This window comes from Acinetobacter dispersus, from assembly GCF_009884975.1.
Classification (GTDB): domain Bacteria; phylum Pseudomonadota; class Gammaproteobacteria; order Pseudomonadales; family Moraxellaceae; genus Acinetobacter; species Acinetobacter dispersus.
The window spans coordinates 823,285-847,183 of record NZ_CP041970.1 but is presented as its reverse complement, the minus strand read 5'-3'; the positions used below and the strand labels follow the sequence as shown (position 1 = coordinate 847,183).

General features: G+C 40.3%; 18 protein-coding genes. 3 read left to right on the top strand and 15 right to left on the bottom strand.

Going from position 1 to position 23,899, the window contains the following annotated elements:
* Positions 1-48: 48 nt before the first annotated feature.
* Complete coding sequence (locus FPL17_RS03550) at positions 49-1,032, bottom strand: ion transporter (protein ID WP_159883293.1); 984 nt, start codon at positions 1,030-1,032, stop codon at positions 49-51.
* 270 nt (positions 1,033-1,302) lie between these two features.
* Here FPL17_RS03550 and FPL17_RS03545 point away from each other — a divergent pair, with 270 nt between their 5' ends.
* The gene (locus FPL17_RS03545) at positions 1,303-2,760 is read left to right on the top strand and encodes a DASS family sodium-coupled anion symporter (RefSeq protein WP_159883291.1); all 1,458 of its coding nucleotides are present in this window, start codon (positions 1,303-1,305) and stop codon (positions 2,758-2,760) included.
* Between the two features lie 84 nt (positions 2,761-2,844).
* On the opposite strand, the gene FPL17_RS03540 is transcribed toward FPL17_RS03545, so the two are convergent.
* The 8 genes from FPL17_RS03540 to FPL17_RS03505 form a co-directional block, all read right to left on the bottom strand.
* On the bottom strand, positions 2,845-3,066 hold the full coding sequence (locus FPL17_RS03540; protein ID WP_159883289.1) for a hypothetical protein: 222 nt from the start codon (positions 3,064-3,066) through the stop codon (positions 2,845-2,847).
* Positions 3,067-3,134: 68 nt separating this feature from the next.
* Positions 3,135-4,259 (bottom strand): putative phage abortive infection protein, encoded by a 1,125-nt coding sequence (locus FPL17_RS03535; RefSeq protein WP_159883287.1) that lies wholly within the window; start codon positions 4,257-4,259, stop codon positions 3,135-3,137.
* Positions 4,260-4,369: 110 nt separating this feature from the next.
* Entirely contained in the window at positions 4,370-5,794 is a 1,425-nt protein-coding gene (locus FPL17_RS03530; protein ID WP_159886779.1) for a formylglycine-generating enzyme family protein, read from the bottom strand.
* Between the two features lie 324 nt (positions 5,795-6,118).
* Positions 6,119-8,758, bottom strand: a complete 2,640-nt coding sequence (locus tag FPL17_RS03525; protein ID WP_159883285.1) for a bifunctional aconitate hydratase 2/2-methylisocitrate dehydratase — start codon at positions 8,756-8,758, stop codon at positions 6,119-6,121.
* A 259-nt stretch (positions 8,759-9,017) separates the two neighbouring features.
* Positions 9,018-9,377, bottom strand: coding sequence for a hypothetical protein (locus FPL17_RS03520; protein ID WP_005204329.1), 360 nt, complete (start codon positions 9,375-9,377; stop codon positions 9,018-9,020).
* A 102-nt stretch (positions 9,378-9,479) separates the two neighbouring features.
* A complete protein-coding gene (locus FPL17_RS03515) occupies positions 9,480-9,962 on the bottom strand; it encodes a DUF4124 domain-containing protein (RefSeq protein WP_159883283.1) in 483 nt (160 codons plus the stop codon).
* Positions 9,963-10,222: 260 nt separating this feature from the next.
* Positions 10,223-14,728 carry a translocation/assembly module TamB domain-containing protein gene (locus FPL17_RS03510; protein WP_159883281.1) on the bottom strand — a complete coding sequence of 1,502 codons (4,506 nt, stop codon included), beginning with the start codon at positions 14,726-14,728 and terminating at the stop codon, positions 10,223-10,225.
* A 51-nt stretch (positions 14,729-14,779) separates the two neighbouring features.
* Complete coding sequence (locus FPL17_RS03505) at positions 14,780-17,494, bottom strand: autotransporter assembly complex protein TamA (protein WP_159883279.1); 2,715 nt, start codon at positions 17,492-17,494, stop codon at positions 14,780-14,782.
* 162 nt (positions 17,495-17,656) lie between these two features.
* On the opposite strand from FPL17_RS03505, the gene FPL17_RS03500 reads away from it, so the two are divergent.
* Positions 17,657-18,976, top strand: coding sequence for an MFS transporter (locus tag FPL17_RS03500; RefSeq protein ID WP_159883277.1), 1,320 nt, complete (start codon positions 17,657-17,659; stop codon positions 18,974-18,976).
* Between the two features lie 3 nt (positions 18,977-18,979).
* Positions 18,980-19,615, top strand: coding sequence for a 2-polyprenyl-3-methyl-6-methoxy-1,4-benzoquinone monooxygenase (gene coq7 / locus FPL17_RS03495; RefSeq protein ID WP_159883275.1), 636 nt, complete (start codon positions 18,980-18,982; stop codon positions 19,613-19,615).
* A 59-nt stretch (positions 19,616-19,674) separates the two neighbouring features.
* Here coq7 and FPL17_RS03490 read toward each other — a convergent pair whose 3' ends face one another.
* The 6 genes from FPL17_RS03490 to FPL17_RS03465 all read right to left on the bottom strand — a co-directional run bounded on the left by FPL17_RS03490 (position 19,675) and on the right by FPL17_RS03465 (position 23,755).
* Positions 19,675-20,139 carry a hypothetical protein gene (locus tag FPL17_RS03490; protein WP_159883273.1) on the bottom strand — a complete coding sequence of 155 codons (465 nt, stop codon included), beginning with the start codon at positions 20,137-20,139 and terminating at the stop codon, positions 19,675-19,677.
* A 142-nt stretch (positions 20,140-20,281) separates the two neighbouring features.
* Positions 20,282-20,833 (bottom strand): DUF2799 domain-containing protein, encoded by a 552-nt coding sequence (locus tag FPL17_RS03485; RefSeq protein ID WP_004806464.1) that lies wholly within the window; start codon positions 20,831-20,833, stop codon positions 20,282-20,284.
* 40 nt (positions 20,834-20,873) lie between these two features.
* Positions 20,874-21,308 carry a 2-amino-4-hydroxy-6-hydroxymethyldihydropteridine diphosphokinase gene (locus FPL17_RS03480; protein WP_005187755.1) on the bottom strand — a complete coding sequence of 145 codons (435 nt, stop codon included), beginning with the start codon at positions 21,306-21,308 and terminating at the stop codon, positions 20,874-20,876.
* Complete coding sequence (folB, locus tag FPL17_RS03475) at positions 21,265-21,645, bottom strand: dihydroneopterin aldolase (protein WP_005212807.1); 381 nt, start codon at positions 21,643-21,645, stop codon at positions 21,265-21,267. Before folB ends, FPL17_RS03480 begins: the two co-directional genes overlap by 44 nt.
* A gap of 26 nt (positions 21,646-21,671) precedes the next feature.
* Complete coding sequence (locus tag FPL17_RS03470; RefSeq protein WP_004806458.1) at positions 21,672-22,970, bottom strand: ABC1 kinase family protein; 1,299 nt, start codon at positions 22,968-22,970, stop codon at positions 21,672-21,674.
* Between the two features lie 56 nt (positions 22,971-23,026).
* Positions 23,027-23,755, bottom strand: a complete 729-nt coding sequence (locus tag FPL17_RS03465; RefSeq protein ID WP_420867267.1) for a HesA/MoeB/ThiF family protein — start codon at positions 23,753-23,755, stop codon at positions 23,027-23,029.
* Between the last annotated feature and the right edge of the window lie 144 nt (positions 23,756-23,899).

Below are 23,899 nucleotides of genomic sequence, written 5' to 3'. Positions count from 1 at the left end.
CGAAATTATGCTTAAGCCTTAGGCTACATTTTTATAATAAATTTCAAATTATTCTGAAAGCTTTTCACCGCAATGCGGACAAAAACGGTACTGCTTCTTTTCCTGCTCCTGATCTTCAAGCAGCTTTTCCCTGACCAGTTGCATAATAATTTCATGGGTCTGCTCTTTGGGTAAACCGACCTTTTTACGAATTCGTTCAATTTCCACTTGATCATGCAGTAGGTCCAAACCTTTGGCCTGTAATACTTCTCTAAACTCCTGTTCCAATCGCTGATTACGCATATTTAGTTCATTGGCAAGACCAGAAGCTAAAATACCCGCTGGTAAAGCGGCAATACCGACACCAAGAATGGTAATAAATGCACCAAGTATCCGCCCCAAGTTTGTTACAGGGGTCACATCGCCATAACCAACCGTGGTTAAGGTGACCACTGCCCACCACATCGATTGTGGTATTGAACTAAACGCTTCAGGCTGAGCTTTATTCTCAACCACATAAATCGCTGATGCGGTCATCACGATCATAATGACCAAGATAAAAATGACCGCTTGGAATGAGCCTTTCTCGCGTTGAATGACACGCAATAAAATTTGCAGGGAAACAAAATAACGGGTTAACTTGAGTAAGCGAACCAAACGTAAGACCCGCAAGAAACGTAAATCGATCGGAACAATGAAATTGAGATAAGCTGGCAAAATCGCCAATAAGTCGATAATTGCCCCACCACTTTTCATCCAGTGAATCCGCTGTTTCCACGCAGCCTCTTGTGGTTCTTCCTCAACAATACTCCAGAGCCTGAGCAGATATTCCCCACTAAAAATCATGATCGAGAGATTTTCAAAGATATCGAAATAAGGCTGATACAGTTGATAAAATTCGTTGACAGACTCCAACAGAACCGCAGCAACGTTGCCAATAATCAAGGCAATCAATAGATAGTTTACGCAGGTGCTGACCGTACTTTTATAGTCATCATTGTGCAGATTGTCATAAACAAAGCGTCTTAATTGCTGCCATGAAAATTGAGTCATACCATACTTATTGTTTGATCAAGCAAGCTGAAAATGTAGCATGATGCTTTCATATTTAATAAGAGATTTTAAGTGAATACCCTATTTTTCTCGAATTAAACAAAATCATTCGCCAACTCATTGCCCTATATAACGCTGTTTCAACAAAACTTTCTTTGCAGTTTGACGCTCGCTTCAACGATAATAAAAGCTTAGTGGTTATTTTCTTTAACGATTCATTCATAAAGAACTATAAATTTTATTAAACCCGTGACAACAAGGGGAATTTACATGGGATTCAAAGCTCTCCCGACGCTGATCTCTTTATTTATTGCATTGATTATCTGGTTCGTGATTCCTGTACCTGCTGGCGTTGATCCTGATGCATGGCATTTACTTGCGATGTTTGTCGGTGTGATTGCTGCCATTATTGGTAAAGCCATGCCGATTGGTGCAATTGCGATTATTGCGATTACTTTGGTCGCCGTAACAGGTGTTACCAATGACAGTCCAAGTGGTGCCATTCAAGATGCGCTCAGCAGTTTTGCCAACCCGCTGATCTGGTTGATTGGTATTTCGATTATGATTTCTAAAGGTTTACAAAAAACTGGACTCGGTGCACGCTTAGGCTATTTATTTATCGCGGTTTGGGGCAAGAAAACCATTGGTATCGGTTATAGCATGGTGCTGTCTGAACTGATTCTTGCACCTGTTACCCCAAGTAATACCGCACGTGGTGGTGGGATTATTCACCCGATTGTACGTGCAATTTCCACCAGTTATGACTCTGACCCTGCCAAAGGCACCGAAGGTCGTATGGGGAAATACTTAGCTTTGGTGAACTACCAAGCCAACCCGATTACTTCTGCCATGTTTATTACTGCAACCGCCCCTAACCCTTTGGTGGTTGATCTGGTAGCAAAAGCAACCAATAGTGAAATTTCATTGAGTTGGAGTACTTGGGCACTAGCAATGTTATTACCTGGTTTAATTGCCTTGATCATCATGCCGCTGATTGTGTACTGGATGTATCCACCTGAAGTCAAGGAAACCCCAAATGCAGCTCAGTTTGCCAAAACCAAGTTAAAAGAAATGGGGCCTGTCAGCAAAAATGAAATCATTATGCTTGGCGTATTTGGTATTTTACTGCTGTTATGGGCAGGTATCCCTGCCATGATCTTCGGTTCAGCTTGGGCGGTTGACCCCACCACGACAGCCTTTATTGGTTTGGGCTTACTGTTAATTACTGGTGTATTGACTTGGGAAGATATCCTGACACAAAAAAGCGCATGGGATACCATCACTTGGTTTGCTGCTTTGGTGATGATGGCGACTTATTTAAATAAACTCGGTTTAATCACGTGGTTCTCAGGTGTGCTAGAAACAGGGATTGGTCATTTAGGTCTCAGCTGGATGCCTGCCTGTTTACTATTAATGCTTGCTTATCTGTATGCACACTATATGTTCGCCAGTACCACCGCACATATCACTGCCATGTTTGCAGCCTTTTATACAGCTGGACTAGCGTTGGGTGCGCCACCGATGTTGTTTGCCTTAATGATGGCGGCGGCTTCTAGCATCATGATGACCTTAACCCATTATGCAACAGGTACATCGCCTGTGGTGTTCGGTTCAGGTTACACCTCACTGGGTGAATGGTGGAAAGCTGGCTTTGTCATGAGTGTCGTTAATATCATTATCTTTGTGGTGATTGGCGGGCTTTGGTGGAAAGTGTTAGGTTATTGGTAGGATTGGTTAGTTAAAAAAAGCCCCTTTCAAAGGGGCTTTTTTCATATACATATTTGAAATAAATACTAAAATGATATTATTTTACTAATCAGGCTTAATGTCATAAACCCAATTTCGTGCTTGTTGCTCTGTTGTCGTTTCGCAGACGTAGTAATCTTGATGCCACGAGTCTTGGTGGAAAATTTCCTTTTTGTGGTAGCTGACTTGTTTGCCATTTTCAATACAGATAAAACTGTCACCTTGATCTTTCACAGCTGAACCGTTAAGAAATCCACCGATACATAAGAAGCGGGATTGTTTTGCCATTGAATTGAATCAACTTTTTAAATAGTTACTATATAGATTTATACATTAATTAATTTAAGTGTAGTACATCACCCCCTTAACTTATGCGTACTAAACTCAAAATAATCACTCACAAAATTAACGACCGTTAATTTATATTCATTTCTTATTAATTTTTCATTAGCTTCAGCCATTTTTTTAATTTCACACTCCATATCAAACCAAAGATCTTTTCTAAAAAAGTCTTTTGGGATGTTTTTCACCAATTTATATTTAACAATATACTTCTGCCAGTCTTCACCAAAAATACTAACAGCATTCACAAGCAATAATACTTGTTCAAATGTATTTAATTGCACTCTAAAGTTTTTAACATAGGAGTTTTTCTGCTCAAAAGATAGCCCCTCATCTGAATCTATAAATTTCACAATATGAAACATATTTCTAAAATAATGTCCCAATCTAGACTGATGTCCGCCAAATAACTTATATTTAAAATTATAACTTTTTTGAACTTTATTTCTAAAATCATTATTTGAAAACAATTTAATTATTTCATTCACATTAAAATAATCTTCAAACTGCAATAAGTAATTTCTTACTATCTTGCTTGACCTTTCCCCACAACCTAAAAACATTATTAAAAAAGCTACTTTTACATTTATTAATTTTTTATCAAAATTTTCACCATTTTTTTCATTATATACCACCCCTCCCATTTCTTTAATTGTATTAAACAATTCCTCATCACGTGCAGAGACACCTTGTATCTTAAAATTTGCTACTGATTTATATTTTTCACATATTTCTTTAATATTTAAAATTTTAATAATTACCTCCAATTCTCTAAAAATATTTAAAATAACTTTAGAGCTTTCCAACCTTCCAACTTTTAAATCGATAATCATTCCTTCTACATTATCTCTATGCATTGTTAGCAAGTGGTAAAATCTATCCTCTAATCTCTGTTGTTTGACTCTCCTTACCTCCTCCTTATATGCATTATATGAGTATTTAACAGCTAAAATTGTAAGTACAACTATGACCAGAGATGTAACACCTGATAAGTAACTACCAATATAGCCTATATTTACAATATAATTATCCTGAGAATAGACATTGAGGCGACTTATAGCAGTAATAAGTCCATCAAAAATAAATCCACCTATTATTATGGATAAAAGTATTAAAACTCTTTTTGTATATTCATTCATCTAAAGTTAAGGTAAGGACTAATAATTTAGCCCTTATTCTCATCTAAATCAATAAATTAAGTCAATCAATAAATCGATTAAATTTTCAGAGCCGTAAATTTATCTATAATTCAAACTTCCCTTACTACACGGAAACCCCACATGGTTGAACGTGCCTGAGACGAATAATAAGCATTGCGATAAGCAGTACGGACATTATGTACGTTATAAATCCATGCACCGCCACGCAATACAGGAAAATTACACAGACCATTATTTTCTGCGCCCCAACGTACTGCTGTTGCAGGCGCACCTTGATAATTGGCATGCCAACAATCATCTACCCATTCACGCGCATTGGCGAGTACGTCATACAGTCCAAAGGCATTCGGTAAAAATGAGCCTACAGGTGCAGTATATGCATAACCATCGTTACAGTTAAATGCTCGCCATGTCGCTGTATTGGTTTCTGTGGTTGTCGTACTTACATCCAAAACATTGGCGTACTTGCAGGCTTGATCACGATCTGGATCATTACCCCAATAGAATGCCGTTGATGTCCCTGCCCGCGCTGCATATTCCCATTCAGCCTCAGTCGGCAAACGATAGGTTTTTCCTGTCTTTTCAGACAGCCATGCTGCAAAAGCCTGACCATCTTCACGGCGTACACAAACGACGGGATCTTGAGCAGTTTGAGTAAATCCAGGATTGCTCGGGTTTAAGTCATTTCGGTACCACATATTGTATTCACCATCACGGACCTCCCAGCTTCGGCATCCTTGCACTTCCCAGCCTGTTTCTTTCTGAAATTGCTGAAATTGACCAACAGTGGTTTCATACGATGCCATAGCAAATGGTTTCGTGATATTGACTTGATGCTGAGGCAATTCATAAGGTCTTGCCTGTGCAGGTACGCCTTCTCTTTCATGCTCTTCCAATGTGCCACCCATTTGATAGCTTCCTGCTGGAATCACTGTCATCTCTGGGCAAAAGCCATCCGAACAGTCTTTAAATTTGAATGCCGCAACGGTGTCTGTATTAACCTCTACATTGGTTAAACGTGCAGGCTTAATTGATACATTCATTTGTGGCGGCTTATTGAGCTGTTTCGTTAATAAATCAATGGTTCCTTGCCATTCATTCAGCATTTCACGCAGCATTGCTGGACGCTCCATACTCACACCCGTGCCATCATAATCAGGTGTATTGCAACGTTCACGGATAAAAGTGGCTTCTGAATCAAACTGAGTGAGTTTAGGTAACATGCGCTGATCAATAAAAGCAGCTAAATTGTTTTGTGAGGTAGTTAATGTAGCTCTCAAATCTTGCATAGCCGCTAATGCTTTATTATTTTGTTCTATCGCATCTCGATATACCGCATCACATTGGTTATTTTTCCAAACAAGACTCCGACTTAAAGCGGTTAAGGCCATTGTTGTGGTTTGCAATTTTATTTCAGAATTCATATTTTTCTTATCATCATTACAAGCGACTAATAGGCATCCTGTAAGAACAAGAGTTACTGCTTTAACATATGCTTTGGGTAAAGTCCCCATCATCTAGCTCCTTTTTATATGATTGAATAAAACCCTTTATATTTAAGTTATAGAACAGCAGACACTGCCCTTGTGCATAAACACAAAAGTTTATTGTTCATGGAATAATTAAAATTTATGGATGTTTTAATTAGCATAAAAAAGAAGCAAACTTGAGATTACCCAAGAAAAAATACAGATTAAAGTTATTCTGAAAAGTAAATCTTCATTTTTAATACATTGATTTTGCCTAAATTGTTAAGTCACATCTGGCATAACAATCAGATACAGCATCAAAAAAATAAGGGCTGATTACTCAGCCCTTATTTTTAGCTCACTAACAGATTAGGTCAATTGAGCAGCTTGGATTTTCTTGGTATCAACTTGATCAGCTTCTTTTGTATATTCGCTCATCTTGTCGAAGTTCAAGTATTTGTAGATGTCAGCAGAAGCGCTGTCGATTTGCGACGCGTACTGTTGATATTCTTCTGGGCTTGGTAATTTACCAAGAACCGCAGCTACAGATGCAAGCTCAGCAGATGCCAAGTAAACGTTTGCACCTTGACCTAAACGGTTCGGGAAGTTACGTGTAGAAGTCGATACACATGTTGTATTCGGTGCTACACGTGCTTGGTTACCCATACACAATGAACAGCCTGGCATCTCTGTACGTGCACCAGCACGGCCATAGATGTTATACAAGCCCTCTTCCATCAATTGATGCTCGTCCATACGAGTTGGTGGAGCCAACCATAAACGAGTAGACAATGAACCACCAGGTACTTTGTCTAGTAACTGACCCGCTGCACGGAAGTGACCGATGTTGGTCATACAAGAACCGATGAATACTTCATCAATCTTGTCACCTTGAACGTCAGAAAGAAGCTTCGCGTCATCTGGATCGTTCGGGCAGCAAAGAATTGGTTCTTTGATGTCAGCAAGATCGATTTCGTAAACTTTTAAGTATTCTGCATCAGCATCAGCTTTCAACAAGCTTGGGTTATCTAACCACTTCTGCATGTTTTCAGCACGACGCGCCATTGTACGTGCATCGCCATAACCTTCTGCAATCATCCACTTCAACATGGTGATGTTAGAACGTAAGTATTCAGCAACTTTCTCTTCAGAAAGTGTGATTGAACAACCAGCAGCAGAACGCTCAGCAGATGCGTCAGAAAGTTCAAATGCTTGCTCAACAGTCAAGTCATTTTCCATTTCTGATAAATCGATCTCAAGGATACGACCAGAGAAGATGTTTTTCTTACCTTTCTTCTCTACAGTTAAGTCACCCGCTTGAATCGCGTAGTAAGGAATTGCATGTACAAGGTCACGTAAAGTGATACCAGGCTGCATTTTACCTTTGAACTTAACAAGTACAGATTCAGGCATATCAAGTGGCATAACGCCAGTTGCAGCTGCGAACGCAACAAGACCAGAACCTGCTGGGAATGAGATACCAATTGGGAAACGTGTATGTGAGTCACCACCAGTACCAACTGTATCTGGAAGTAACATACGGTTTAACCAAGAGTGGATAATACCGTCACCTGGACGTAAAGATACACCACCACGGTTCATGATGAAGTCTGGTAATGTATGGTGAGTTGTTACGTCAACTGGTTTTGGATACGCAGCAGTGTGACAGAAAGACTGCATTACCAAGTCAGCTGAGAAGCCCAAACACGCCAAGTCTTTTAACTCGTCACGAGTCATTGGACCAGTTGTATCTTGAGAACCAACAGTTGTCATCTTAGGTTCACAGTAAGTACCCGGACGGATACCTTGACCTTCTGCTAAACCACATGCACGACCAACCATTTTCTGAGCTTGTGTAAAGCCTTTGCCAGTGTCAGCAGGTTGTACTGGAGTACGGAACAATGTAGAAGGTGCAAGACCTAATTCTTCACGTGCTTTCGCAGTTAAACCACGACCAATGATCAGGTTAATACGACCACCCGCACGTACTTCGTCTAAAAGTACAGGCGTTTTAAGGTCAGCTTCTGAAATTTGAGCGCCGTCTTTAAATGCAGTTACTTTTGCAGCAGCGTGATCAATTTTCAATACAACTTCGTCGCCCATGTTCATGTTAGCAACGTCGATTTCTACAGGTAATGCACCTGCATCTTCCATTGTATTGAAGAAAATTGGCGCGATTTTAGAACCTAAGCACACACCACCATCTTTTTTGTTTGGAATGTGTGGAAGTTCGTCACCGAAGAACCAAAGAACCGAGTTAGTTGCAGACTTACGAGAAGAACCTGTACCAACAACGTCACCTACGTAAGCAACTTGGTTACCTTTCGCGATGAGTTCTTTAATTTGGCTTAATGGACCAACTTCACCTGGTTTTTCAGGATTGATGCCATCACGCTCGTTTTTCAACATTGCATTCGCGTGTAATGGGATATCTGGACGGCTCCAAGCGTCTTGAGCTGGAGACAAGTCATCCGTATTGGTCTCACCTGTTACTTTGAACACAGTGATTTTGATTTCTTCTGGAACGTCAGCACGGCTTGTAAACCATTCTGCATCAGCCCAAGATTGTAATACTGCTTTAGCAGCAGCATTGCCTGCTTTTGCTTTGTCAGCTACGTCATGGAACGCATCAAATACAAGAAGTGTTTTCTTTAACGCTTCAGCCGCTAATTCAGCAAGCTCAGCGTTGTCTAGAAGTTCAACAAGTGGTGCTACGTTATAACCACCAAGCATTGTACCTAGTAAATAAACTGCACGTTCTTTAGATACGAGTGGAGAGGTTGCTTCGCCTTTTGCAACGGCAGCTAAGAAAGCAGCTTTTACATATGCAGCTTGGTCAACACCTGCTGGAACACGATTTTCTAGTAAATCTACTAAATAAGCTTCTTCACCTGCTGGTGGATTTTTTAATAAGGCTACGAGTTCAGCAGTTTGAGCATCATCAAGCGGCTTCGGTGGGACTCCGAGTGCGGCACGTTCTTCAACGTGTTGGCGGTAAGCTTCTAGCACAGTGTTATTCCTCTTTTTTAAAAAATTACTTGTAAGTTCCAGCTTGCTACAAGCTTTACAAGTAATGTGGACAGCAAAATTTTACTAGACTTCGCGTTAAATGTTAATGCAACTACCGTATTTCTACGTGATGCCCATTATTTTATAGCGAAATGTTCATCCCTTGGAAATACCGCTTTGGTCTTAGGTTAAAGTCTAATAAAACAATAAATTACATCCATAAAAAAAGACAAACGGTGTTGTCTTTTTTATATACACATTAAAAAAGTTTATAGTTAGGCAGCTTGTCATGTGGGGTAACCAAGCATTCTTCCATAAACTGTTTCTTTAAATTTTCACGTAATGCTTCTGGATCTTTTTTCAGTTGATCGGCAGGAAGTGCATAAACCGTGTCCAAAATTTTAAAGATAAACTTACGCGTAGTCTCATCTTCAATCTTTGCCGCATACTCCGTTGCTTGTTTTTGCTCAATTCCATTTTGACGATCCAATGTGATCGAACGTGCAGCGTTACCCACACTGACACAATAGCCATGCCATTGTTCTTCAGGGGTTAACGGCTTTTTCTCAGCACAACCAGCCAAAACTAAACCTATTGCAATAAACAAAACTTTTTTCATCATCATACTGCGGCTAATTTGATGCACACATCATACTGAAACTTGTTGATTTTGCAAAAGGAAGCCTTTAAAACAGTGCTTCCCGTAATAAAAACATACAAATCATTTGCTACAGCGCATGTTATTGCCTAACTTTTGACATTTTCCTCCATTGGCAGAGAGATATGTCGTTCCTGCAACGAGATTATATGACTTGTCTTTCATATCCCAGCATCTAACCCCATTACAGTTTTTCACAGGGATAAGCACTTCACTTACGACTGTGAGATTGCTTGTGGCTGCTGTGGACGCCGTTACAGGCTTAACTGTTGTTGCGGTAGTTGCCGTCACTGTTGTGATTTTCGCTTCTTTTGGTGCAGTTACAGTTTGTACATTTGCCTGTTGAACGACTGCGGTATTGCTATTCTTTTTGACGGGATCGAGTTGAGGTTCTTGTCTTTGTACAGGTTGTGGCGTTGCTGAATAGGTGGTAACGCCTTTGGCATCGACCCATTTATAGTATTCCTTGGCATTGACTTGGAGTATCGAACTGAGTAGCACTAAGCCAAGCACTGCCCAAAGCTGACCAAAAGTGACAGGTTTCATTTATTTTCTCCAAAAAATGTCATAAATTCATTAATTTTCAATAACTTATATTAATTCTATCACAATTCTTATTCTCTAAAACCATCAGTTATGACATCTGTTTAAAAATTAGCTCAGACCATTAACACATCAGCCCTCATTAATTTTTATGTGAATGGTTTTTTTTGGAGCTTCAGGCAGTGTTACATCCCTAAAAAAAAGAGGAACTATTTCATCGAAATAATTCCTCTTTCTGATTCTAAACCCAATTTAAAACAGGGTTAGAAACGCCAGTTGTAGAATACGTCAATCGCACGTTCTAAAGACTGACTTGCTTCCAGATATAAACGACGGTTCATCTGATAACGCAAGGTCAATTTATTCACTGGGGTAAATACACCAATACCATAACGAATAAACAGATCTGGCGTGATATAGCCTGTCAGACTCACCTGCGTATCATCACCTGTACCCTGTGCGTCCAATGCCAAACCACTCAAACCAAAAGTACGACCGATCTGATTGGTTAAGGCACGAGTTCCACCCAAGCCCATACTAATACCTGCAGCAGCAATGGTGTTATTGACGTCAGATTTAAAGCCCTCTGTATTACTTAAACCCGTGTTACCCTCATTGATACGTCCAGTAAGTAATGCATTCAGCGCTTCTTGTTCAGACAAGCCTGCATCGTTATAAATTTGGATATTCGGCACGGTGGCTGTACCTGTTACTCGCACCCCAACCATACTGCCTTGAACTGGTTTATTAGCATCAATATCAAGTGTCGGGTTCGCCAACGGTCCATTAAAACGTGCAATCGCACGATTCAAATCAAGACTTTGACCATAAGCCTCGATCTTCACTTTTTGACTGACACCAATCGCACCATTGGCACGCATTGCTGTTTCTAAACCACGTTGAGATAGATGTAAGCGGCCAACCAATGGAATGGTACTTTCAAAGCCTTGGAAGATCACTTGATTACCTAAGGTTACCGTCATATCTGCACGGATATCCCAAGGTTTAGCTGCTTTTAATGTTGCAAGCAGGTCTTGTCCTTGTTGAACCACACGTACATCTGGTGACAGATTCACAACCGTAGCAGAGCTTTCCGGCATTGAAATACGCGCACGCGGAACATCAATCTTACCTTTTAAGCTTAGACGCTGATTAAATGGATAAACATCCAACGTCAGGTCAGGTTCCACAATTGCCGTGATCATTGGTGCTTGACGAACCAATAAGTTATCGCCTTTCAAAGTCAGATTTAAATGTGGATCATTCTGCCAGTCAAAATTACCTTTTAAGCGCCCTACACCTTGTCCACTATTGAAAGCACCATCAATACTTGCAGACTGTTGTCGTATAGACGAATACAGCTGAATATTGCTTAAATTGACAGGCAACGAGATCATTGAAATTGCACCGTTTTTCAAGCGCATTTCACCAGCGAACTGAGGCTGAGTCAAAGTACCATTCATTTTACCAGCCAGCGCTAGCGTACCCGACATTGAGCGTACATCTTTAATAAATGGCTTAAAGACTTTTAGCTGTACATCATCAAATGCCACTTCACCACGCATTGGCATATTAGCTTGGAATGGATTGATAATGACATTGGCATAACCTGTCCCAATATCTGGTGTTTTCACATCCACACGTAATAATAAACCTTCGCTGATGCTTTTCGCGATAAGGCTTAGCTCGTCATAGGTGACCGTCGTTGCAGGGTCTTGTGGATCATCTGCAGCCAATCCAATCTCACCTTTACGTGTCACCAAACGCGCATCTATTTTTGGATGACTGCCTTTTGCCCATGACGCTTTAGCATAACCATTCAGTTGACCTGTCACAGCCAAACCTTCAGGCATAAATGCAGTAAAATCTTTTAAATCCAGATTTTTGGTAATAAAGGAGAAACTACCTTTTTCTTTGCTGATACGTGCAGGTTGATCCAAACATAATTGGCTATTTGCACTCTGCCAACAATGTTGGCCTACATATAGCTCAGTCTGTGCAGTTGAATAAATAATTGGCGCATTTTGATTTTGTACCAAATTAATATTACGAGACTTAAAATTGCCTTTTTGAACTTGTCCTAACCAATCATTTTTTGGGTTAAAACCACCCGCAAGTTGTACATAAAAGTTAGATTGACGGTTTTTACTTTCTACTTTTAACACATGTGCTTTACGTGTTCCCGCCAAATTCACAGTTGCATGTTCAATTTCACGATTGCCATTACGCAGTTGATCTAATGTTGCGGTAAGTTGTGTTGGTGTCGTTTCAGAGGTCGGTAACTCACCTTGTACCCGCAATGAGCGGATACTGACGAGATCATTAAATGCGAAATTATCGACCATCATATTCGCCGTCGCTTTTAAGCGCGGTTTCGACTGTACATTTAGGCTTCCGTAAGCACGACCACGTAAACCTGGATAAAGTTCATATAGTGCAGGAGCATTCAATTTAATCTGTAAATTTTGCGCATTACCTGTTGCTTGTAACTGGTTTTGTGCATAAGCAAAGAATAGATTATTGGCTTCAAATTGTTGTGGTAAGAAACCTTCTTGATTTGAATCAAGCAACAAGCTTAAATTTCCACGGCCACGAATTGGCTTATTATTGATAAAACCTGCTGCATTAAGCTCACGAATATCAATACGTTTCAGCTTATCTGACCATACACCTTGCGATTTAACTCGTCCTGAGACTTCACCTTTGACACTGGAAACAAAATACTGTGGCTTAAAACGTACCAAAGAAGCATCAATATCCCAACCAAGTTTATCTTTGAGATTAACAGCACCGGTTGCATAGATTTTTCCAGCAACACCATCATGATTTAACTCATTAATCTTAATGTAATCAGGTGTCCCTGCAACCTTGATTTTTAATACGCCGTTACCCTGATTCAAAGCATTTAAAGAACCATCATAATTGACTGCAAAACTCTTAAATCCACCACCTGCTTTTTCATCATTAAACATCAATGCAGCAGTACTTTTACCCTTTAGGGCAATCGTTTCAGTTTTATTTTCTTGTGGCAATTGTCCTGTTAAATCAATCTGCTCAAGCTGAATAATTTGTTGATTTGGTTTGGCAAAGCCTGTGGCCTTAATTTCCCCATTCAATAAATTTACAGGCGCTGCCGCAGCTACGGTTTGCGGATTGAAATCCTGTGCTTTAAGCTGTGCTTGCCACGACAGTTGTTGCTTTTCGGTCGGTAGCTTAACTTTAGCCTGTCCAGACAAACTGCCTTTTTCCGCCTCATAACGGAAGCTTTCCACATCTAATAGATCGCCTTTTACATCTAAACGCGCATCATATTTTCCAGTTGGTAATAACGCTTGTTCATGAGGACGAATCGTTGTTGTGAGATAGATGTCTTGCTGACCTTCTTTTAAGGTCAGATTGGTATGACCTTCTTCACTACTGAGCCAACCAATATACGGCATGGCACGATCAATCCCTTTCCAAGAGACATCTAATAGCATGGGTTGTGCTTTATTGTCTTTCTCTTCTGCTTGATTTAGCCTAACCGCCCAAGTTTCAAATTTATCAAACGCAAGTTGTGCATTCAGCACCAAGCCTTTTTCCATTGAACCTGTTGAGCTCAAGCTCGCATCCAAATTCGGTGGTAAGAAATCTTGTGCAATTTGCGGTACAGTCTTATCTTTTGGATCAAGGCGATCTAAACGACCTTTTACATCCCAAGAAACATGGTCATGCCAATTGACAAAACCCAGCAAACTCACTGCACCACCCATCAATTGACCATTAAATTCGCGAATATTTAATTGATGGGTTAGATCAGTATCCATCTGTGCTGTGTATTGACCCTCTGGCACTTGCTCGCCTTTTAGGTCTGTATCCAAAGTTAAAATCAGTTTTTGGATATCGCCATTAAATTTCGCAATACCGTCCTTAGCAAATAGCTTTTGATCTTTCAATAAAGGTAAATGATAGTTTTTAAAGAACAGCTCACCATTCATCGGCACATGTTCACGTACAGGATGCACAATTGCCCAACCTGTCAGTAAGTCTGGGGTACGTGTTGCAACTCCTAGTTTTAAGGTATCTAAAGAGCCTCGTGCCGCAACTTTAATAATATCAATATCTAGGCTTTTTAGTGATGGAATGATCAGATCGGCAGTCGCATTGAGTGGATATTTACCACTAAAATCCATTTCTCCTGTTGCCTTATTTACTGCCAAAAACTCCATCTTCATGCGTGAATCTTTGAACTTTAATTTGGTTTCTGACCACAAAGCATCTTTTAGATAAATATCGCTGAAATCAACTTTAGATGTGGTGGTTTGCAGTTGCAAATGGTCTAGACTGGCTTCATCGACTCGCAATACAAAAGGAAGTTTGATTGGATCAAACCCGAACGGCTTACCTGATGGCGGTTTCTTATCAAGAATTTTTAGATTACGTACATCAGCATGACTGAGATGCACTTCTTTTTTAAGGATGGCTCTCCAGCCTAAAGACACGTCGGCACGGTCTAAGGAAACATCAATTCCTTCCAATCTTACCAACACATTTTTTAAAATAATGCCTGAGATTAGATTACCACTTTCATATTCGTATTTAATGGTTTTCTGGCTTTGAAGTACACGGTCTAGTAGAAAACGACTACCTTTGTCGGTTGACATCATCACAGCAAGAGAACTGACCAACAATAAAAGAATGATCAGTACAATCAGCAGAATATTTCGTAAAATACGCCGCTGCTGTCTTGGTTCAGTTGGAGGGGTAAGTTGCTGTTCTACTTCCGTCATAATCAACCCGAGATTGTTTTGCCCTTATAAAGTAAAGGGCTCAATAAAGTTTTAAAGCTGTGGACCAATAAAGAAATGCAAACGAATTGGATTGTTATCATTCGAAATACCAGATGCGATATCTAATCGAATTGGTCCAATTGGTGATCTCCAGCGGATACCTACACCCACGCTATATTCTGTTGGGTTGCTAAATTGTTTGTCATAGGCATTACCAAAGTCCGAAAACACTGCAGCACGCCAGCCATCTTTAAACTGATAATTATATTCCAATGAGCCAACCCCTAAGGCTTGACCACCTAATTTATAGCCATTTTCTTCAGGTGATAAACTCTTATAGTCGAAACCACGTAAAGACTGATCTCCACCAGTAAAGAAACGCAAGTTATAAGGGACTTTATTAAAGTCATCGGTAAAAATATAGCTTGCATCACCACGACCAACAAATTGATGATTGTCGTTTTCGCCCAATGAATAGATAAAGCGCCAACCTGCACTGACAATTGCCATATTGGCATCTGAGAGTAAAGATTCTGTACCCAATTCAACTTTATAAGTTTGTTTAAAACCTCGGGTTGGGTTTAAGCGGGTATTGGCATTGGTTTTAGATGCTTCATAACCTAACAGCAATGATTCCTGCTCAGAATCAATCCCAGAGACTTTAAAGGCATCTGGAAGCTCATTGATATCCACATCACCTTTTTTGGTTAAACGATCTAGACGATAACGCAAGCCAAAGGTATGTTGCCAATCCCCCAATGGGTTTTTAATAACGCGTTCACCCCCCAAAACCGCTGATTCAACCAATAGATTGATATCTGGACCAATATCATCACGGGTTTCACGTTCATAACCACCCACAAGGTTAAAGTAGTCATTCAATGGGTGTTTATAAGGAATACTATAACGGCCATCAATCGATTGACGGATTTCTGAAACCTCAACGTTGGCATCGAAAGAATGCCCATATTTATTCACAATGGCACGACGATACTGAGTACGAATACGTGCCCCTGTATCGGTTCCATAACCAATACCTGTCTCTAAACTATTAAGACGATCAGCATTGAGTGTCACCACCACAGGAATTTTACGTTCTACGCGTGTTTGTTCTTCAAGCTTTTGACGTTCTTCGTCGTCATCGTCATGTACAGGCGGCATCGGCATTGAACGAGCCAAAGCAGGTTGTGCAGGTTCAGCACCCGAGAACTGTGATTCATCAACCACATCCTGCGTCACCTCTTGTGCCGAAGTAATTTTGGCACGCGCAAGATCCGCTTTCTGTTGGCTACTCATCAATTGTGATTCTTGCACACGCTGCTGATCAACTAAGGCTTGTAAGTCGGGCGGTAAATCAAGGGGTGGCTGAATGGCATCCGGCTTGATCGTATCCACTAAGGTATAGTTAAAATAACGCGAGTTGGTTAAATTATTCGCCAATGCATTGACACGCCAGAAGGCATAATCATCACCTTCTTTCCATGGTGCCAAACTATCTAAAACCTTCTGAGTGAGTGGCAACGGCTTGCTCGGATCACTCATCCGATACTCAACTTGCTTTAATTTATAACGCTCGCCGGTTTCATAATTTAAATTAATTTCAGCGGTTTTTTCAGGCTGACTAATTTTGACATCATGCAATCGCCAAAATGCATCAAAATAACCATTGTCTGAAGCCACCGTGGTGATTTTAGTTTTGGTTGCTTCATATGAACCATGATTAAAAATATCGCCTACATCTTGTTCTGGAATTAAGCGAATGACTTGGAACTGTGGTGTATTTGCACCTGCACCAGTGAATTCAATATTTTGTTCTTTAATTTTAACGGGTTCATTTGGAACCACAATCACCTTAACTTTGCTGTCGCTCTCTTTTACAAAAGTATAAGTTGCATTGTAATAACCGACCGCTTGTGCTGCCTGATTGGTCAACGCACGGAGTTGTGGTAAAGCGACATTAAATTCCTCAAATGATTCTTGAGTAAAACTTGAGAGCTTTGCCTTAATATTGAGCGCAAGAATAGGCGGTGCACCGCTCACATCAGCTGTAATACGTGGAATTTTATCGGTATTTAATAGGTTTTCTGGTCGGAAGCGATTTACAATTCGCTTAAAGAATCCAACTTTTTCCTGTGGTTGATCAGACTTAGGCTGCAAATCAGCTAATGTTTTACCTGTTTCATTGGCCTCAACCACAATTTTACTGTCTGCTTGAATCTCACCCATCAATTGGTCAATATTCAGCGGCGCTTGCTTGATTTCAGTCAGTTCCGTCTGTGATGCATCAGTGATGATTGGTTCTGGGTTTCTTGCCGTATTTTCGCGATATGCTTGTGCTTCATTTTTCGCATCTTCAGCAACACGGAAGATTTCATTTGCCATACCTTGATCCACAGGAATTACAGGCAAATTTTCTAAATTGTCATCCAACTGAATCGGTTTTAATTCGTTAATTTGGTTAGTGGATTGTTCTTGTTCTTTTAATGCTGCCAAACTGTCCTGTCCAGGCAATACCCCTTGATCGGCAAGATTAATTGCTGGAACCGTCGGCGCTGCCGCTGTAACTGGCAATTCGACCGGTTGTTCCGTCTGTTCAACTGCCTGATTTTCAGGCACAGTTGAATTTTGTTCTTGAGCATAAGCAACTGATATACAAGAACTAATTAAAAAACCACTACAAATAAGTTTAGGAAAACCCTGCATTTTAAAAATTAAATGCATAGAATGAACCAGTGTCGACTGTTTAAACTTCGTTTTAGATGGCATGTAAAACTCTAAATTTGTTTTTTAATTTATCGTTTTTGATGGGTGAAATAACTTCAAATCTTTGATTTTTCATCCAATCAGACATAGGTATCATACATGCATTTCATCACATTTTTACAGTTCGTCACATTTTTTTATAAATCACAATGAAGTGAACACACGATGAAACAAGACGAGCACTTAATGACTTCGCGTCGGTTCGCCCCGATGTTTTTCACTCAGTTCTTTGGCGCACTTAATGATAATGTTTATAAGCAAGCGTTGCTGTTAGTTATTACCTATGGCTGGATTCAACAACAAAGTGCCCCTGTCAGTACTCTCAATAATTTAGCTGCCTTATTATTTATTTTGCCCTACTTTTTCTTTTCAGCGACTGCTGGTCAAATTGCCGATAAATACGAACGCTCGCAACTAATTCGCTTCATTAAAATATTAGAAATCGTGATCATGTTGATTGGTACTGCTGGCTTCCTGCTCGGGAATTTGTGGTTACTGCTGTTCGCCTTATTTTTAATGGGTACTCACTCAACCTGTTTTGGGCCAATCAAATATGCCATTTTACCTGAGATTTTAAAGCCGCAAGAGTTGATGTCAGGCAACGCCTTGTTTCAGTCAGGTACATCGATTGCGATTTTACTGGGGATGATTTTAGGTGGTGCCGTGATTGCCACTTCTGAAGGTAACTTACTTTGGATTAGTATTACAGTTGTGGCAATTGCTTGCTTAGGCTATTTATGTAGTCGTTTTATTCTGCCTCAAAAAGTTGCTGCACCCGATTTAAAAATTGACTGGAACTTTATTCGTACTAGTTTTCAAACCATTAAATACGCCAAAAGCATCCCGGTCGTATTTGTGATTTTGCTAGGCAACTCATGGTATTGGTTCTATGGTGCAACCTACCTAACCCAGATTCCGCAACTGACGCAGCAAAACCTACATGCTTCGGAAAATGTGGTGAGCCTATTACTCACCTTTTTCTCGGTCGGTATTGGCGTCGGTTCCTTACTCTGTCGAAGAATTGGCGGTTCGGATATTAATATCAAGATGGTGCCTTATGGTGCAATTGGCTTAACTGTTTTTGCGCTATATCTGGCAGCAAGTCTAGCCTTTGTACCTGAGCGTACAGGTGACTTACTCAGCTTAAAAGATATGTTTACACTCGGTGCAGTCTATTATCATGTGATGTTGGCAGTGACTTTGCTCGGAATTAGCGGTGGATTCTATATCGTTCCACTCTATGCCATGATGCAGGCCTATTCACCACGCTCACACCGAGCGCGTGTTGTGGCAGCAAATAACATTTTAAATGCTGTATTTATGGTCTCTTCCGCAGTTTTCTCGATTTTAATCTTAAGCATTTTAAAAATTGATATTAAAATCTTATTTACCATTACCGCTGTTTTAAGTGCAATTTTTTCATTTTGGTTATTAAAACGCCTAAAACCTTTATTGGAAAATGCTCCCAATACTTTAGAGGATTAATCTATGCGTCATTACACAGGTCTCGATAAAATGATTCATTCGTTTGATCAAGCCTTACGTAGTTTGGTACCAGGTGCAACCAGTGCACAACGGACGAATCCTGCCAGTGATGAACCATCACAACTTTGTGTCAGTGATGCCCGTCATGTTGCAGGCTTGATGCGAGTTAATCATAGTGGTGAAGTCTGTGCTCAAGCGCTTTATCATGGTCAGGCACTCACTGCAAAATTACCGCATGTCCGTGAAGAAATGCAGCAAGCCGCGATTGAAGAACAAGACCATTTAGCTTGGTGTGAAGATCGCTTAAAAGAATTAGATAGCCACACCAGTGTATTAAATCCAATTTGGTATGGCTTGTCGTATGGTATGGGTGCGATTGCAGGGATTGCAGGCGACAAATATAGTTTGGGGTTTGTGGCAGAAACGGAACGTCAAGTTAGTCAGCACCTACAGGAACATATCCAACAACTTCCTGCACATGATGAACGTTCACGTAAAATTTTAGTCCAGATGAATGAAGATGAATTGCATCACCGCGATACCGCCTTAGAAGCAGGTGGTGTGGACTTACCAGCACCTGTACGAATTACCATGACTGCCATTTCAAAACTCATGACTAAAACCAGTTATTATCTTTAAGTTATCTAAGGGAATTATTGCAAGGTAATTCCCTTTTACTTTGCAGCACTCAATTAAGCTTAGCGAAATACAATTTTGCCTTTATCGGTTGAATAACGGTCACTCCAAAAGCTCTGTGACTGCTTGTCCAAATCGGTAAAAATCGTGTAGTCGATTTTACCTTGTCTAAAACTTAGCTGATCATTCTTCTTTACTGCAATAACACGTGTGTCATTGACCCAAACCCGCTGCTGTTGATCAATTTTAATCAGAGCCAATGTTGAACCATCCGATCTCTCAGCAATCCACTGTGGTTGCTGTGTTGTTGCTGATGCACTCGGGCTTGATACCTCTACCGTCTGCTCGACAAAACCCGCCTTGCTATTTTCCTCTTTGCTTTTGCTAATATCACAACCCTGTGCTTCACTAACTTGGGTACAACCCGATTGTTCTAATTGTTGTCGATACTTGGCATCAATTGCATAGGCTGAGTTCATGCTGCCATAGAGAATAATCCCCAAGGCAATAAGTAACTTGGCTTGCATAAATAATTCCTTCATTATTCGCTTGTTATCTATTTAAACATCCCTGTATACATGCGTATGTAACTCAAGTGTGTTTCGTCACAAACAAAAATCCATGGACGCAACCATGGATTTTTTTTAATCATCACTTAAGCATCACGGCTTAATACAAACCATGTTCGGCCTTAAAGCGTTCTAGATTTCGAACAGCTTGATGGTAACGTGACTGTACCCAGCTGCTATTGATGCGCAAATCATATAAACGTTTTTGATAATCATCCCGTACTTTGCTTGAAAGATCCTTACGTTCCAGCTCTTTCAAATAACGGTTCATATCATTTTGAGAACGATCAAACTCTGAATCTGCTTGATAGTATTCATTGGCAACTTGATAGTAGCTGCGCAAGGATTCACGTTTTTCGATTGGACAAACACGAATATCGCCACGACCTTCGAGCGCTTCACTAAAGATAATTTCTGGTCGGCAATAATAGCCTAGACCTTTTTGATAACCTTGTTCATAGAGCTTTTGATTGGGCACAATATTGGCTTTTTGACAGGAAGAATAGTATTTATCTAAACGTGATTCATGCCCATCGGAGCCATCTCTTTCGCCCACATTAAACCAATTTGCAGTTTTACATTGTTCGACACTCATGGCCGCACAACCCGAAAGTAAAACCGTTAAAGTCGATAAAATCAAAATAAGTTTCATAAAAAACTTCCTATTATTATAGTGTTACTTGATTAAAGTATTACATTGTAATGACAGGATACTGCATGCTTTGAAGATGAGCTAAATCCGCATGCTGCCATAAATCATATAAAGGAATTTTTACATCCAAAGCCAATGGTAACTTTTTTGGATTAAATTGCATATGATCTAAGGTTTCACCCCATGCGATGACATCAATATCCAAACTAATATGATGTGACGGGCGAACTCGACCTGATTGTGCTTCTAATTGTTTAAGGATTTCTGTCACTTCATCAACACAAAGCCGACTTGTTAATAGGCAGGCAGAATTCCAATAATCAGCCCCGATCCCATCTCGACACGGAATTTCATAAATTGGAGAAAATTCCACTGCGCCCAAACGTGAGAGCTGCTCATAGGCAAAAGTGAAATTTTGTTGTTGTTGGACATTACTCGCCAGTGCGAGCGCAAAAATTGTTTCTGTTGCGTTCAAGGCGAATTCCTACTGCATTGGCTTGTGCAATGATGGCGGGTTTGCGAATGGTGATACTGATCGATTCGATCGAGGGGAAAGTGGTAAATAGACATTCAAGTACCAATTGTGCGGCGTGCTCAATCAGTTTCGGTTTCGCCTCTTGTATAACTTGGGCTGCAAGCTCACAAAGCTGCGCGTAGTTGAGCGTATCTTCTAGCTCATCCGAATGGGCAGCTTGTGATAGATCATTATGAATGGTGAGATCTAGCATTAAAGGTTGAATAATCTGGCGTTCCCAATTGAAACAGCCAACCACAGTATCAACCTTCAACCCTTCAATTATAATGGCATCCATAATGACCTAATGAACCGATAAATAAATTAATGCTTTAAAAACGAAGCAGGTTCAATATTGTGAACCATTTTTAAACGTTGGTCAGCATAAATATCGGTATATGGTGCGAGAACACGCATGAAACGATCAAAATATAGCATTTGCTTGAATAACAAAGCGAAGTCGCGTGGGAATTTGATGCCGTGACGCTCACCTACAGCTACCATATCCATCATGATGTCATTCAAATCTGCAGGATTGGAACTGAGAATTTCTTGTGGATCTGCCAATAACACACCACTAAATAAGCGCTCTAAATCATCAGCCAATACTTGGGTATCAATTTTCTGATGAGTCATGCCCATTTTCAGCATATTTTCAGCCATTGCGTTGTAATTGGTGTGCTGTAAAGCATCCATAAACGCCATACATGCTGTCCATACTTCAGGGTTTAGCTGCCCAACAATACCGAAATCAATAAAACCAATACGCCCATCTTCCAGCAGCATCAGATTGCCTGCATGTAAATCCGCATGGAAACTCTTACATAGCATTAAGCTACCAAACCAAGTATTCATCGCAGTAATCAATACTTGTGTTGGGTCTTTGGCGTACTGTTTCACCACATCAAAGTCAGTCAATGACACACCATATAAACGCTGCATAGTCAGCACACGGCGAGTCGAAAACTGGTGATAAACTTTTGGCGCAGTTGCCGCTTGGTTACCAGACACATTCAAGTACTGAATGAAGTCATCTAGGTTCTGAGCCTCTTCAATAAAATCAACTTCACGTACCATACGTGTTTTGATCTCATCGACGATTTCAGAAAGCGATGCAAACTTGATTTTTGGCACAGCTTTTTCTAAAAGTTTTGTCGCCCAATGCACTACATTTAAGTCGGTATATAAAATGGTTTCGACACCAGGTTTTTGAACCTTTAATACCACATCTTCGCCCGTGACTAATCGAGCAGCATGGACTTGTGCAATTGAGGCTGAAGCCAAAGGTTTTTCATCAATAAAACTGAAAATCTCATTGAGATTGCGACCTTCAAACTCTTCTGCCAATACTTTTTGAATATAGCTAAATGGTAAGGTCGGGGTTTGATCTAAACAGCCTTGGAATTCCTGAACATATTCGCGGGGGAATAAAGACGGCGTACTGGCAATAAATTGCCCCAGTTTGATATAAGTCGAACCAAGCGACTCAAAGGTCTCACGCATAAGTTTGGCGTTGCTTGGTTTTTCAGTTGCATATTTCACACCTGCTTGTGCTGCAACCACCACTGTTTCACCAATACGTGCAACAGATCGTAATCCATCGAATAAAATATTTCTTTTCATAATCTTTCTTGCCTCACAGATGGCATTAGTTTAGCAAATTTTGCTCAATTTACCGATCAAGTTGCCTGACAAACTGGACAATTTACATCTTTTTCAAATTTAAGAATGCGTTGCGATAGATTTAAGCCATTCCAAAGCAATAATTTTTGCTTCAATGGCGTCAGACCAAGCCCTAAAAACAACAAAGTGTGATGTGCTTGTAATGACGCTATCATTACAGGCGTGGTTGCCAATACGCCAGACTCTGCACAACGCAGCCCTTCATTGGCATGCTCTTCTTTTGGAAAGAGGCATTCATAACAGGCTGAATCTGCTTCCACCATAAACATCTGCCCTTCAAAACCAATCGCTGAAGCACTAATGAGTGGTACTTGATGCTTTTTACACACCGCATTGACCAGATAACGGGTGGTAAAATTATCACAGCCATCTAAGACTACATCTTGATGCTGTACGAGTTCATCAGCATTCGTTTCATCGAATCGTATATTTTGATAACTGGCCTGTATATGCGGATTAATTTCTTTTAGATGCTTTGCCAATATTTCGGCTTTGTATCGACCTAAATCATTTGCTGTAAATGCGATTTGTCTTTGTAGATTACTTATTTCAATGGTATCAGCATCGACAATGGTAATCTTGCCCACACCTGCACGTGCCAACAGCTCCGCACTGGTACAGCCAATTCCGCCAGCTCCGATAATCAGCACATTGGCGAGTTTTAATTTTTCTTGTGCTTCGATATCCCAACCATCTAATAAAATCTGACGACTATAGAGATGCATTTCCTCATTACTTAGCTCAAATTCGTTTTCTAAATGGTCTGACACGTGACTAACTTCTTTATCATCAAGGGTAATGCTGATTTTAAGTCGATGTAGGATTTGAGGAAAGAGAAATTCAACTACAAATCCTTTTGTTTTAACAAC

Bases quoted from the DNA above. Each gene is read 5' to 3' on its own strand.
- FPL17_RS03550 (WP_159883293.1), bottom strand. From the start codon at position 1,032: ATGACTCAATTTTCATGGCAGCAATTAAGACGCTTTGTTTATGACAAT.
- FPL17_RS03545 (WP_159883291.1), top strand. From the start codon at position 1,303: ATGGGATTCAAAGCTCTCCCGACGCTGATCTCTTTATTTATTGCATTG.
- FPL17_RS03540 (WP_159883289.1), bottom strand. From the start codon at position 3,066: ATGGCAAAACAATCCCGCTTCTTATGTATCGGTGGATTTCTTAACGGT.
- FPL17_RS03535 (WP_159883287.1), bottom strand. From the start codon at position 4,259: ATGAATGAATATACAAAAAGAGTTTTAATACTTTTATCCATAATAATA.
- FPL17_RS03530 (WP_159886779.1), bottom strand. From the start codon at position 5,794: ATGGGGACTTTACCCAAAGCATATGTTAAAGCAGTAACTCTTGTTCTT.
- FPL17_RS03520 (WP_005204329.1), bottom strand. From the start codon at position 9,377: ATGAAAAAAGTTTTGTTTATTGCAATAGGTTTAGTTTTGGCTGGTTGT.
- FPL17_RS03515 (WP_159883283.1), bottom strand. From the start codon at position 9,962: ATGAAACCTGTCACTTTTGGTCAGCTTTGGGCAGTGCTTGGCTTAGTG.
- FPL17_RS03510 (WP_159883281.1), bottom strand. From the start codon at position 14,728: ATGACGGAAGTAGAACAGCAACTTACCCCTCCAACTGAACCAAGACAG.
- FPL17_RS03505 (WP_159883279.1), bottom strand. From the start codon at position 17,494: ATGCCATCTAAAACGAAGTTTAAACAGTCGACACTGGTTCATTCTATG.
- FPL17_RS03500 (WP_159883277.1), top strand. From the start codon at position 17,657: ATGAAACAAGACGAGCACTTAATGACTTCGCGTCGGTTCGCCCCGATG.
- coq7 (WP_159883275.1), top strand. From the start codon at position 18,980: ATGCGTCATTACACAGGTCTCGATAAAATGATTCATTCGTTTGATCAA.
- FPL17_RS03490 (WP_159883273.1), bottom strand. From the start codon at position 20,139: ATGCAAGCCAAGTTACTTATTGCCTTGGGGATTATTCTCTATGGCAGC.
- FPL17_RS03485 (WP_004806464.1), bottom strand. From the start codon at position 20,833: ATGAAACTTATTTTGATTTTATCGACTTTAACGGTTTTACTTTCGGGT.
- folB (WP_005212807.1), bottom strand. From the start codon at position 21,645: ATGGATGCCATTATAATTGAAGGGTTGAAGGTTGATACTGTGGTTGGC.
- FPL17_RS03470 (WP_004806458.1), bottom strand. From the start codon at position 22,970: ATGAAAAGAAATATTTTATTCGATGGATTACGATCTGTTGCACGTATT.
- FPL17_RS03465 (WP_420867267.1), bottom strand. From the start codon at position 23,755: ATGCATCTCTATAGTCGTCAGATTTTATTAGATGGTTGGGATATCGAA.